This is a genomic window from Pedobacter changchengzhani, from assembly GCF_004354365.1.
GTDB lineage: Bacteria > Bacteroidota > Bacteroidia > Sphingobacteriales > Sphingobacteriaceae > Pedobacter > Pedobacter changchengzhani.
In genome coordinates, this window is sequence record NZ_SJCY01000006.1 from 131,567 (window position 1) to 144,091 (window position 12,525).

Genomic DNA, 12,525 nt, shown 5'->3' on the forward strand with positions numbered 1-12,525 from the left:
GTTTAAACAATTTTTGTATATTTATATCCGAAAGGATATAAAATGAATAATTTACGTGATTTTGTAAAAGCTAAACGTAAAGAGTTAGGCTTAACACAAGAAGATTTAGCTTTAAATGCTGGTGTTGGTTTAAACTTTGTACGTGATTTAGAGCAAGGTAAAAATACACTTCGTTTAGATAAAGTTAATGATGTATTAGCGCTGTTTGGTAAAGTAGTTGGTGTTACGGATAAATTAACTAAATAATGGCTAGACGGACAAAAATATATTTCCAAGATCTATTGGCTGGCCATCTATCAGAAACAGATAATGGCTATACTTTTCAATATGAGGCGAGCTATTTGGAAATACAGCATCCGAAACCGATTAGTTTAACCTTGCCGTTAAGTAGTAAACCTTATTACAGTAAGATTTTATTCCCATTTTTTGATGGTTTAATTCCAGAAGGTTGGCTTTTAGATATAGGAGAGAAGCATTGGAAGCTTAATCCAAGAGATCGGTTTGAATTGTTAATCAATTTGTGTCGAGATACTATCGGTGCTGTTTCGGTACATCCAATAGAGGAGGTACGAAATGACTAATTGTTTATTTTGTTATCAACCCACTGAAGTAGGAGAATACCATACAGCTTGTACTAAGAAGTTTTTCGGAACGGCTATAATGCCGAAATTGGAATTGGATAAGGAAAAATTAGCTCAATTAGCCCAATTTACGGTAAATGAAAGATTAGCTGTAACTGGTGTTCAGCCTAAATTGTCACTGAGTTTAGAGGGAGAGAAGGGAAATAAACGACTTACCTTAGTGGGGCTTTGGGGTGATTATATTCTAAAACCTCAATCAGCCGAATTCAAATTTATGCCCGAAATAGAAGATTTAACGATGCATTTGGCAAAATTATTTAAAATAGCAACTGCGCAACATACCTTAATTAGAACTACGACTGGAGAATTGGCTTATATTACAAAACGTTTTGATCGGGTTAAAGGCATGAAAATTCATGTAGAGGATCTTTGTCAGCTTTCTGAACTACAGACCGAGCAAAAATATAAAAGTTCTTACGAGCGTGTTGGAAAAATAATTAAACAATACACTACCAATTCTGGTTTAGATGCGATTAAATATTTTAGATTGATTTTGTTTTCCTTCTTAACTGGCAATAACGATATGCATTTAAAGAATTTTTCATTGATGCATACCGAAAAAGGAATTTTACTTTCTCCTGCTTACGATTTGCTAAACGTAAACTTGGTTTTCCCACAAGATGTAGAAGATTTGGCCTTAACTTTAGGGGGTAGGAAAAGAAAGGTTAAAAAAACTGATTTCGACTTGCTTGCAAGTAGTTTAAATATTGTAGAGAAAGTAAGGGATAACATTTACAATGAATTTATAAAACAAATAGAAAACTGTAATAAAATGATTGAACAAAGTTTCTTAAATGTTGATTATAAAGACGAATACAAAAGACTGATTAAGAAGAAGCAATTACAACTATTTAAATGATTTTGTACCCAATTTGTACCTTTAACACTATAACTATTTATTAATCTGTATACCTTTACTACCTGTATTGTGTGTAAATCAATTGCCTATCAGTTAATTAAACTTATTTTAGTTTTAAGTAAAATCAATTTAAAAACCATTATTGTTTGTTGCAATGCGGAGATTAAGTAAGTTAATCTCCGCATTTTTTGCGTAATATAATTTGATTTTATCCGCATTATAATTATATTCGACTTAATATTTGCGGAGAATGTTTATACATCAATTAAAAAAATGGCCTCAATTTAGTTGGAGGGAAGCTCAAATAACAACGCTGTTGGCTAGTGTACGCTTTCAACAAGGTAAACTTTTGGGAGCGATGGCGCAATTAGGCTTCGATTTGCAATCAGAGGCCGTATTGCAAACCTTAACACAAGAGGTTATTAAATCATCTGAAATTGAAGGAGAGATTTTGAATAGAGAACAAGTGAGATCATCAATTGCTAGACGCTTGGGGATGGATATTGTAGGCGCTGTTCTTTCTGATAGATATGTTGATGGTGTTGTGGAGATGATGGTGGATGCTACGCAAAAATTTACTGAGGGACTAGATGAAGAAAGGCTGTTCTCTTGGCATGCTTCATTATTTCCAACAGGTAGAGCCGGAATGTATAAGATTGTAGTTGGAGATTGGAGACAAAATGATGTTGATGATCCAATGCAAGTAGTTTCGGTTGCTATGGGAAAAGAAACGTTGCACTTTCAAGCACCAAATTCTGATATTTTACTTCAAGAAATGAAAACGTTTTTATCATGGTTTGATGGTGGTTTTAGTGGTGACCCGATTATAAAAGCAGCCATAGCGCACTTGTGGTTTGTAACCATTCATCCTTTTGAAGACGGTAATGGTCGTATTTCAAGGGCTATTGCAGATATGCAATTGGCTCGTGCTGATGGTAGTTCGAAACGATTTTACAGCATGTCAAATCAAATTAGACAAGAAAGAAGTGCTTACTATGAGATATTAGAGAAAACACAATCTGGGGGTTTAGATATTACGAATTGGATGGTTTGGTTTTTGGAATGTTTAGAACGTGCTATAAAGTCTTCGGATATAGTATTAGCTTCAGTTTTGCGTAAAGCCAAGTTGTGGGCAATGCCAGTAGCTTTAAGTTTTAACGATAGGCAGAAAATGATGTTAAATAAATTATTGGATGGTTTTGATGGCAAACTTACTTCGTCTAAATGGGCTAAAATAGCAAAATGCTCACAAGATACTGCCAGTAGAGATATTCAAGATTTAATAGTTAAAGGTTTGTTAGTCAAAGACGAAGCTGGGGGCAGGAGTACTAATTATTTGCTTGTGAATTAAAACTTTATTTTTCGTATCAATAGCTAAAGCTTGTGCAATATTATATTTTTTTGCACATAGAAATCGCTAAATATTTTAATTTATACGTTTTTACATATAGATTTACATCTTTGATTAAAATACGAGTAATAGCATATAATGAAAAGTTTATCTCAGTTAGTTAAGGATAAGAGAAAAGAAGAAAAATTAACCCAAGAAGAATTTGCGGATCGGGCAGGAGTAGCGCTCACAGTAATACGCAAAATTGAACAGGGAAAAGACAATCTTAATCTTTCTAGCGTAAACCAAGTGTTGAAAATGTTTGGGTATGTGTTAGCGCCTATTCAAGAAAGTGTTGGGTCAAAGGATAATTAATCATGAGAAAAGCGCAAATATTTTATCAAGATTTATTGGCTGGAATACTTATAGAAACTGATGATGGGGAATATACCTTTGAATACGATGCAGATTATGTTGCAACGTATCCGGATCAATTCATTACCTTTTCTATGCCGGTAACCAAATTTAAATATAAAGAAAATAGGTTATTTCCTTTCTTCGAGGGCTTAATACCCGAAGGATGGCTTTTAGATATTGCTTCGAAAAACTGGAAAATCAATCATAATGACAGAATGGGTTTGCTATTGGCTTGTTGTCAAAATTGTATAGGAGCTGTAAGTGTTCTATCTATAATTCCAGCTGATGAGTAGGAACTGTTTATATTGCTACAACGCGTTGCCTGAAAATACGGAAGGGGATTTTCATGAACAATGCAGTCTTGATTTTTTTGGAACGCTTCAACAACCAGATTTTTCCTATTCGCTGGCAGAAATGGATGAATTAGCAAAGAGCGTAATTGAGCGCAGTATTGCTGTGCCTGGTGTGCAACCAAAATTATCGTTGACTTTAGTGAACTCGGCTTTAACTGAGGGTCATAATGCTAGATTAACCATTGTAGGTGCATTAGGTGGTAACTATATTTTTAAACCGCCTTCAGCTGTATTTCAAGAGATGCCACAAAATGAACATTTAACGATGAGAATGGCGGAGGCTTTTGGAATGAAAACTGCAAAATCTAGTTTAATACGTTTAAAGTCTGGAGAGCTTTCCTACATCACCAAACGCTTTGACCGAACAGACTTGGGGGAAAAGATTCATATGATCGATATGTTTCAAATTCTGGAAGCTTTCGATAAATACAAAAGTTCGATGGAAAAGGTTGGTAAAGCAGTAGGAGAGTATTCAAGTCGAGCTGTTTTTGATAAGCTTTATTATTTTGAATTGGGTGTTTTCAGTTTCTTAACTGGAAATAACGATATGCATCTTAAAAACTTCTCCCTGCTTCTTGATCGTGGAAAATGGGTACTTTCGCCAGCGTATGATTTGTTGAATGTAGCCATCGTTAATCCGGAGGATAAGGAGGAACTTGCATTGACACTCGAGGGCAAAAAGAAAAAATTAAGATTGGAAAATTTCCAAAGTTTAGGTGCTAAAATTGATCTCAACGAAAAACAGATTATGAGTGTATTTAAGAGGTTTGAAAAACTCAAACCGACTGCTTTTAAATGGATAGAAAACTCATTTTTATCGGAAGAATTTAAAGCAAAATATACGGAATTAATGAGCAAAAGATATCAGCTTTTGTACCGATAAATTCCCTCAAAAAATATATTTGTCTGTTTTTTGTATTTTTTTAAAATTAAGTGCTTGATAATCAACACAAATTACTTTCTGCATCGGGAAATAAATTCTGAAAATATTATAGCCATTCGCATATAAACCCAGCTAAATACTCAAATTTCTACGTTTTTACATATAAAAATTGTTATTTGATGCAAATACGAGTAATAGCATATAATGAAAAATTTATCTCAGCTTGTTAAGAATAAAAGAAAAAAAGAAAGATTAACCTAACAAGAAGTTGCGATCGGGCAGGAGTAGCGCTCTGAGTAAACGTAAATTTACCAGGCTAAATAAAACCTTCACCCTTACAGCCCAAATCAATTCTTAAAATATCGACGTCAATGAACGCCTATTTCAATTAAAATAAAACAAACTTATTCAACTATTTTCCCTGGAAAAGTGAATGTAAAAGAAGTGCCCTTTCCAACAATACTTTCAACAGTTAATTTTTCGGCGTGGGCATCAATAAATTCTTTACAAATTAAAAGACCTAAACCAGTTCCACCTTCATTAGAAGTACCGCTTGTACCCTCAGAGGAAAGTTCGAAAAGTTTTGCAATTCTTTCTGCAGAAATGCCCATACCGTTATCAATTACCTTAAAAGTCACAATTTCATCGTGCTCTATTTCAGCGCTTAAATTGATCATTCCATCAATTGGTGTAAATTTTATAGCGTTAGATAGTAGATTTCTTACTATAAAATCAAATTGATCTGAATCTGCCTTTATTTTAATATTTTTTGCTACCTGCAAAGCAATTGTAATGTTTTTAACCTCAGTTGCTTCCTTTAACAAAGCTACATTACTCTTTATTTTTTTTAAGGGTTCAAATTCAGTTATGTTTATTTTAGTGCCTTTAATTTGCATGTAGCCCCACTTTAATAAATTATCTAAAACCTCCAGACTACTTTCGCAATGTAGCGAAAGCTTGTTTACAACGTCATCTTGCGTTTTTTCATCTAACGAACGACTTTGTATCAACTTCATAATGCTAACCGTAGAGGCAAGCGGAGACCTTAAATCGTGCGCCACGATAGAGAAAAACTTGTCTTTCTGTTGATTACTATCAGCCAATTTATTGTTTAGTAAACGAAGGGTTTTGTTGAAATGCCTCGATCTTTTAAAGAAAAATAATGTTACAATAAAAAGTAAGGTGATCGTGATGGTTATGGATAAAATTATGTTGTTAACGATGGTTTTCTCTTTAGATTTTAACTTAAGCTGAGTGAGTTGATTATTTGATTTCTCGAGTTCGTTTGCACTTTCTAAACTCAAAATTTGCTTAGACATTTCTTTATAATAAACCCTTTCCGAAACTTGATAACTTCTATTTTTGAAAGCTAGCGCCTGCTGATAATCTTGCTTGCTTGCATAAATGTCGCTCAATTTGTTCAAGAAAATAATTTCTTGGCTAAACATTTTATTTTCATTCGCAATTTTCAATCCAGCATTTAGATACAGGATAGCTGTATCGGGATTATTTTTGATATTAACCTTTGCCAACTCCAATAATGTTGATTGCTCTCTTAAAACATTTTTAATTTCTCTAGTAAACCTTAAAGCTTCTTTTAATGTTGTAACTGATTTGGCAAAATCGCCTTTTTTAAAGTAAGCAATGCCTAATAATTTTAACAAGCCTATTTTTAAACCATTATACTCAACCTTATTACTTTTGGGTAAACCAATATTTATATATTTAATTGCCTTGTCGTACTGCTTCATTTCGATAAAATAAGCACCAAAGCCACAGTACATATTTAAAGAAAAATTGGAATTTGGAAGCGTATTGTTGAGTTGTTCGGCGAAGTGCAAATTTTCTATAGATGCCTTAAAATTGCGCAGCTGAAAATATAATTCAAATATCACTACCCTAGCTTCTAACGTACCAATTTTGTTGTTGTTTTTTTCGCTCAGCTTTAAAGCTTCAAAATAATATTTTAAAGATTTATCGAAATTTCCATTGCGTTTTTCAACTACGCCCAATCTTACTAATGTAGATGCAATGCCTTCTTCGTTATTAATTTTGCGGTAAATAGCCTCTGCCTGAAGATATTTTTGTTTAGATTCTTTATAATTTGCGTTATTATCCTCAATCATTCCTAATTGATTTAGCAAAGCAGCTTCACCCAATTCATCATTATTTGCTCGTGCATTTTGCAGTCCTAAATTAACAAAAAACAACGCAGAATCTGGATTGAGATAACGGTAATGTTTCACAATTTTTATGAAATCGTCACTTGTCTTTAAATCCTTAAAATTTTCCTGTGCGGATAAATTGCCTACAATGAATGCGAACCCAATCAATGGTAGTAAGAACTGCCAGCAATTCCTAAACAAATTCGATAAGTTAGTCTTGTCATGGGATGACTTCATTTTCGCGCGAATTATTGAGTAGACAATGCAAGCTATCTATAATTAATTTAGTTTTTCCATATTTACGCAACGGAAAAACCAATAATTATTTTAATCAATTTTAAAACATAGTTTAAGGTTAAGAATATTTAAATAGAAAAGCAAATATTTCTTTTGGCAGACGCTTCCAATGCATAAACCATTTAGTACAAAATTGATTTAATGACTTTGTAAACACAACTGTTATTGATTTGCTTGGGCAGTAGTTGAAAAGGTTTAGGAAAATTTACAGTATGGGGTTTAAGTAACTTTGTAGTAAGTTACACATTGCCAAACTTCAAAAAAAGAAGGAAAAACACAAAAGATATGCTATGTTTTATTTCATTTTATACTTGCTAAAAATTAAATACTTTGCGTAAAACATGGTAAGTAGTTATTAGGCAATAGAAATTGAACTTACAAACGCATTTTAAATATGCAATGCTAATTGATAGACTTAGTCACTTAATTTTGTTAAGGCAACTGCACTTTCTAAACCGTCTTTTAAAATATCTCTGTATTTAACAAAAGTATCTTGTCTATCGGCTTCTTCGCTCAATTTTAAAGCTCTTTTAACAACCTTTACTTGTTCCAATTCATTTAAGAAAAGATTTGTGAAGGTTTCAGGATTTTTATTTTTTAATATTCTAACCGAATGAGAAAACTGTTCAAAAATATCTGTTATAATTTTAACACTTTTATCATCGTAAATAGTTAAACCACCAACTTTTGTAGCTAGTATTTCAAATTTTCCTCTTTCTTTTGCGTAACCCATATTTCGGCAAAGATACATTTTTTACGCTTCATTTAATCCCAGCTGATGACAATTAGTTTTCACCGACGTAAATTTTATAAATAGGCAAAGCTTAAAAAATTATTTCATGGCAATATTTTCACTGTCAATTAATTCAACCTGCTTACCCATTTTTTTCTGAATCACACCAAAATGATCTAATTCCGCAGTGCTAATTAACGAAATCGCCTCGCCATGTACATTTGCACGTCCCGTTCTGCCAATGCGGTGAATATAATCCTTGGGCGAGCGCGGCAACTCATAATTTATAACGTAAGGCAACGCATCAATATCAATTCCTCTTGCCATTAAATCCGTTGCAACCAAAACCCTAAGTTTGCCTGCTTTAAAAAGTGTTAGCGATTCTGTTCTAGACCCTTGGCTTTTCTGACTGTGGATGGCTCTTGCGTCAATATTATTTTTACGGAGTTTATTTACAATCGCATCAACTTGGTGGGTAGAAGATGCAAAAACCAATACCTGCTTCATATTGTGATAAGTAATCAAATAACGCAAAAATGGCCCTTTCTTTTCGTTCGAAACAATATAGGCCACCTGTTTAATCAAATCTAGCGAAAATTCTTCAGCTTCGATTTTAATAATTACGGGTGTTTTTAGCAACAGCTGATGGATATTTTGAATATCGTTGCTTAATGTAGCAGAAAATAAAATATTTTGTCGTTTTTGAGGGAGTAAACTGATTATTTTATTCAATTCTTCTTTAAAACCTAAATTCAGCATTTTATCCGCCTCATCTAAAACAAAGGTTTCAATTTCTGATATGGAAATAGAATTTGAATTCAAAAGATCCAACAACCTACCAGGTGTAGCCACCAATATATTTACACCTTGTAGGGCCATCATTTGCGGGTTGATTGATACGCCACCATAAACCGCCAACGTTTTTATTGGTCGTTCTAAATCTTTACTAAAAGTTTTAAAAACGGTTGCTACTTGTTCGGCCAATTCTCTAGTAGGCACTAAAACCAATACATTCGCACTTCTATTTTTAACCAATAATGCTCGCTGTAGGTTTGTTAAGATGGGCAAAACATAACCAGCAGTTTTTCCAGAACCTGTTTTTGCGATACCCAAAACATCGACTTTGTTTAAAATAGCCGGAATACATTTTTCTTGGATAAGGGTAGCTTCGGTAAAATTTTGCGCTGTTAACGTTTTTAATAAAACGCTAGAGAGACCTAAAGAACTAAAAGGCATAAAAAATATTTTTTACAAAAGTAGGTAAAAATGACTTGTAAATTTGCTTTGAGCTACCATTGCAGGGCAAACGCTTTAAAATTCTTTTAATGGAAACAAAAAATTGCTTAATGTTTATTTTACTTGTTTGCTAAAGCCGATCTCATATTTAATATACCTTTTGGCAGCATCGCTATGCTTAGTATTTCTGTATGCCTTAATGTTTTAGTAGCAACCAATTCCGTAGCCATTCTGTCGCATTACGATTCCTGTTTTCGCAACCTTCTGGATTTGCAAAATATAATTCTGCCTTTTAAAATCTCACAAGTAGTTTTGAGACAGCTTACCCTCATTAAAAATTAGCTGACATGTGTAAAAGCGTCTGTCAGAGGTATACTTGCATTATAGGTTGTTACCACATTTAGCGATATTAAAATATAATTTTAGTCATTTTTTAACGTTCTATACACCAAAAAAGTAGTTGTCTGTCAAAAAATCATTATGATATGTTAAAAATATACCATTTGTTTGCTATTTTTAACAAAATGAATAAATTGACAGTATTTTATTTGCAATATTGCATTACATTTGAATTGAGGATCTTTATTTTGAATAAAACTTAGTGATTTGTAGCTATGTTGGATGGGTTTTTGATTGAGATTAAAAAAGGAAAGACATTTTTTTCGCTTATTACGGTTTCCCGTAGTATTCAAGTGTTATATTTTTGATATTTTTGAACAAAATTATAACACTGCTGTTATTGTTTGATGATTTTACTTATTTTTAAAGAATTTTAACTAACTTATTATGTTCTGTTTTACTATGGAGAACGATATTGAAACAATCAATGATCGCCTTAATGATGAGGTGAATGAAAATTTAATTGCGATATCGACATCACTTTTTATTATTCATTCACAAATTTCAGAATTCAAAGAGAACCTTGTTTCGGCTCGAAATTTTGTTAAGCTAAGCGGAATTAATGCTTTTGAAGAAAAACTACTAAAATTACGTGAGAAGTTTAGTACCGATAATATTGAAATCAGCGAATTATCCGGTCAGCGTTATCAAAGTACCTCCAATCGTTTAAAAGGCATTCTAGAAATCATTATTAAAATTAAAGAAGATGCTCTTGCCAACCGAGCCAATTTAGAAGTTGCTCAAATGGATGAAATTGAGAAAGAAATAGAAATGTTAATTGTAATGCTCGAAGGATAAGTTAGCCATACCTAAGGTTAGGTAATTGCAGAGATTTGTTTCTTTAATTTAGCGTTAATTTAACTTTTAGTAAATTGCGTATCCAAATTAACCAAAGATGCACTCAAGCAAAAACAACATGTATGCCGATGTAGAATTCCTGACATCGATTCGCCCTTACCGAAATTATAAAAACCTAGGCAGCTTAAAAGCTGTTTCCGATTATATCAAACAAGAATTTACAAAAATCGGCTTACCATGCACCGAGCAAAAATGGCAAGCTAAAGGCGAAGAATACACCAATATTATTGCCAGTTATAACACCAGCAAAACCAAAAGGTTAATTGTTGGCGCGCATTACGATGTTTGTGGCGACCAAGATGGCGCTGATGACAATGCAAGTGCCATAGCCGGACTTTTAGAAACCGCCAGAATAATTGCTCATTTCGCACCAAACCTAGATTATCGAATAGACTTTGTAGCCTATTGCTTAGAAGAACCTCCATTTTTTGCAACTGAATTAATGGGTAGTTATGTTCATGCAAAATCGCTAAAAGATGCGAATACAGAAGTTTTAGGCATGATTTGTTATGAAATGATCGGCTATTTTTCTGATGTACCTCACTCTCAATCTTACCCAAATGCCACATTGGCGAGCCTATATCCAAGCACGGCAAACTTTATCGTAGTGGTTGGTAAGCAAGAATTTAGCCATTTTAACAACCAAGTGCATCAATTTATGCGTCAAAAAAACGAAATTGATGTTCAGGTGATTAGCTTCCCAACGGGGGATGACCTTGCGGGATTATCAGACCACCGAAATTATTGGGCTTTCGATTATCCAGCATTGATGATTAACGATACCTCGTTTATCCGAAATCCAAATTACCACCAAGTAACCGACACCATCGAGACCTTAAATTTTGATAAAATGTGTGCGGTAGTCAATTGCACGTATCACGCAATCGTTAACTTATAAATAATCCACTTTGCAGCGGCTTAAAATCAATCTTCATGGCGTAGGATGGAGGCTTAAAAAGCTCGACCTTAGTTTTGATGATTTTGAAAAGCTAAAAGCAAAAGCGTTGAATTTGAAACTGCCTTTTAACGAAGCAATTTTTGACTCCGAGCTTTTTGAAGATGAACTTATTTCGGGGATTTATAATTATGAAGGTCTTTCTGGTGAAACCCAAAGTGGTTTAATGGATTTTAAAAGTCAGCTGGAGATTTGGTTTGCAGGTAAAAAGATTTTAAAGTTTACCATGAACGATTTATTTCCAGAAAATTTGCTGTTCCCATTATATAAACTGCAAACCGAAACGTTCGACTTTACAGCACTTAAGCCCGGGATTTATATTGAGCAAGAAGAAATCGGTCTCATTGCCTCATACAATGAATTGATTAACAAATTCGATATCAACGATTTAACTTTCGATGTACTCGAACTAAATAAAACAGATAAAAAATCGAGAATTTTACAAGGCATAAAACTTTGCGGAAAAGCGTTAGCAATTAATCGAATGGATAGTTTAATTAACAGACAACATTGTTTCGAGGTTGGGTTTTAGCATTTGTAAATTAAACTCCCCACCTTATTTTCAAGGAGGGGTGAATTGGACTTTTGCGCATTGGCGGGGGTGGTTTTTAACGAAAATAATTAACTGGGTTTTTCTGCAACACCCATACTCCCCACCTTATTTTCAAGGAGGGGGTGAATTGGGCTTTTTGCGGTGGCGGGGGTGGTTTTAACGAAAATAATTAACTGGGTTTTTCTGCAACCCGCAAACTCCCCACCTTATTTTCAAGGAGGGGATGAATTGGGCTTTTTTGCATTGGCGGGGGTGGTTTTTAACGAAAATAATTGGGTTTTTCTACAACACCCAAACTCCCCACCTTATTTTCAAGGAGGGGGTGTGTTGGATTTGGAGCAGTGGCGGGGATGGTTTTTAACGAAAATAATTAACTGGGTTTTTCTGCAACCCGCAAACTCCCCACCTTATTTTCAAGGAGGGGATGAATTGGGCTTTTTTGCATTGGCGGGGGTGGTTTTTAACGAAAATAATTGGGTTTTTCTACAACACCCAAACTCCCCACCTTATTTTCAAGGAGGGGGTGTGTTGGACTTTTCTGCGGTAGCGGGGGTGGTTTTTAACGAAAATAATTAACTGGGTTTTTCTGCAAGGCGCAAACTCCCCAACTTATTTTCAAGGAGGGGGTGAATTGGACTTTTTTGCGGTGGCGGTGGTGGTTTTTAACGAAAATAATTAATTGGGTTTTTCTGCAACCCGCAAACTCCCCTCTTTATTTTCGAGGAGGGGGTGTGTTGGATTTCGCGCGGTGGCGGGGTGGTTTAATTCTTTTTCACTCCATAAAAATAGCATCCCTTGCTAAATAAATAATCACTTTACGGGAAACCGTGATTTTAATTTGATGCG

The 12,525-nt window shown here is 34.1% G+C and carries 14 protein-coding genes; 11 read left to right on the top strand and 3 right to left on the bottom strand.

From position 1 onward, the window contains the following. Positions 1–42 precede the first annotated feature (42 nt). The 7 genes from EZJ43_RS10355 to EZJ43_RS10385 all read left to right on the top strand — a co-directional run bounded on the left by EZJ43_RS10355 (position 43) and on the right by EZJ43_RS10385 (position 4,483). On the top strand, positions 43–246 hold the full coding sequence (locus tag EZJ43_RS10355; RefSeq protein ID WP_133262639.1) for a helix-turn-helix transcriptional regulator: 204 nt from the start codon (positions 43–45) through the stop codon (positions 244–246). Next, positions 246–581: a HipA N-terminal domain-containing protein gene (locus tag EZJ43_RS10360; RefSeq protein WP_133262640.1), complete on the top strand. Its 336-nt coding sequence runs from the start codon at positions 246–248 to the stop codon at positions 579–581. Before EZJ43_RS10355 ends, EZJ43_RS10360 begins: the two co-directional genes overlap by 1 nt. Next, positions 574–1,500 (top strand): HipA domain-containing protein, encoded by a 927-nt coding sequence (locus EZJ43_RS10365; protein WP_133262641.1) that lies wholly within the window; start codon positions 574–576, stop codon positions 1,498–1,500. The genes EZJ43_RS10360 and EZJ43_RS10365 overlap by 8 nt, the downstream gene beginning before the upstream one ends. A gap of 250 nt (positions 1,501–1,750) precedes the next feature. Then, positions 1,751–2,851, top strand: a complete 1,101-nt coding sequence (locus EZJ43_RS10370) for a Fic family protein (protein ID WP_133262642.1) — start codon at positions 1,751–1,753, stop codon at positions 2,849–2,851. Positions 2,852–2,989: 138 nt separating this feature from the next. Then, entirely contained in the window at positions 2,990–3,205 is a 216-nt protein-coding gene (locus tag EZJ43_RS10375; RefSeq protein WP_133262643.1) for a type II toxin-antitoxin system Y4mF family antitoxin, read from the top strand. A 2-nt stretch (positions 3,206–3,207) separates the two neighbouring features. Further along, on the top strand, positions 3,208–3,540 hold the full coding sequence (locus EZJ43_RS10380) for a HipA N-terminal domain-containing protein (protein WP_133262644.1): 333 nt from the start codon (positions 3,208–3,210) through the stop codon (positions 3,538–3,540). A 25-nt stretch (positions 3,541–3,565) separates the two neighbouring features. Beyond that, positions 3,566–4,483, top strand: coding sequence for a HipA domain-containing protein (locus EZJ43_RS10385; RefSeq protein ID WP_207924609.1), 918 nt, complete (start codon positions 3,566–3,568; stop codon positions 4,481–4,483). 404 nt (positions 4,484–4,887) lie between these two features. Here the strand turns inward: EZJ43_RS10385 and EZJ43_RS10390 are convergent, their stop codons facing one another. From EZJ43_RS10390 to EZJ43_RS10400, 3 genes are all read right to left on the bottom strand, one after another. Further along, complete coding sequence (locus EZJ43_RS10390; protein WP_165953141.1) at positions 4,888–6,729, bottom strand: tetratricopeptide repeat-containing sensor histidine kinase; 1,842 nt, start codon at positions 6,727–6,729, stop codon at positions 4,888–4,890. A gap of 631 nt (positions 6,730–7,360) precedes the next feature. Next, complete coding sequence (locus tag EZJ43_RS10395; protein WP_243718079.1) at positions 7,361–7,696, bottom strand: hypothetical protein; 336 nt, start codon at positions 7,694–7,696, stop codon at positions 7,361–7,363. Between the two features lie 81 nt (positions 7,697–7,777). Beyond that, entirely contained in the window at positions 7,778–8,914 is a 1,137-nt protein-coding gene (locus tag EZJ43_RS10400; protein WP_133262647.1) for a DEAD/DEAH box helicase, read from the bottom strand. An 801-nt stretch (positions 8,915–9,715) separates the two neighbouring features. Here EZJ43_RS10400 and EZJ43_RS10405 point away from each other — a divergent pair. The 4 genes from EZJ43_RS10405 to EZJ43_RS10420 all read left to right on the top strand — a co-directional run bounded on the left by EZJ43_RS10405 (position 9,716) and on the right by EZJ43_RS10420 (position 12,255). Continuing rightward, positions 9,716–10,111, top strand: coding sequence for a hypothetical protein (locus EZJ43_RS10405; protein WP_133262648.1), 396 nt, complete (start codon positions 9,716–9,718; stop codon positions 10,109–10,111). A gap of 97 nt (positions 10,112–10,208) precedes the next feature. Next, on the top strand, positions 10,209–11,069 hold the full coding sequence (locus tag EZJ43_RS10410; RefSeq protein ID WP_133262649.1) for a M28 family peptidase: 861 nt from the start codon (positions 10,209–10,211) through the stop codon (positions 11,067–11,069). Positions 11,070–11,079: 10 nt separating this feature from the next. Beyond that, positions 11,080–11,658: a hypothetical protein gene (locus EZJ43_RS10415; RefSeq protein ID WP_133262650.1), complete on the top strand. Its 579-nt coding sequence runs from the start codon at positions 11,080–11,082 to the stop codon at positions 11,656–11,658. Between the two features lie 171 nt (positions 11,659–11,829). Continuing rightward, positions 11,830–12,255 (top strand): hypothetical protein, encoded by a 426-nt coding sequence (locus tag EZJ43_RS10420; RefSeq protein ID WP_133262651.1) that lies wholly within the window; start codon positions 11,830–11,832, stop codon positions 12,253–12,255. Positions 12,256–12,525 lie beyond the last annotated feature (270 nt).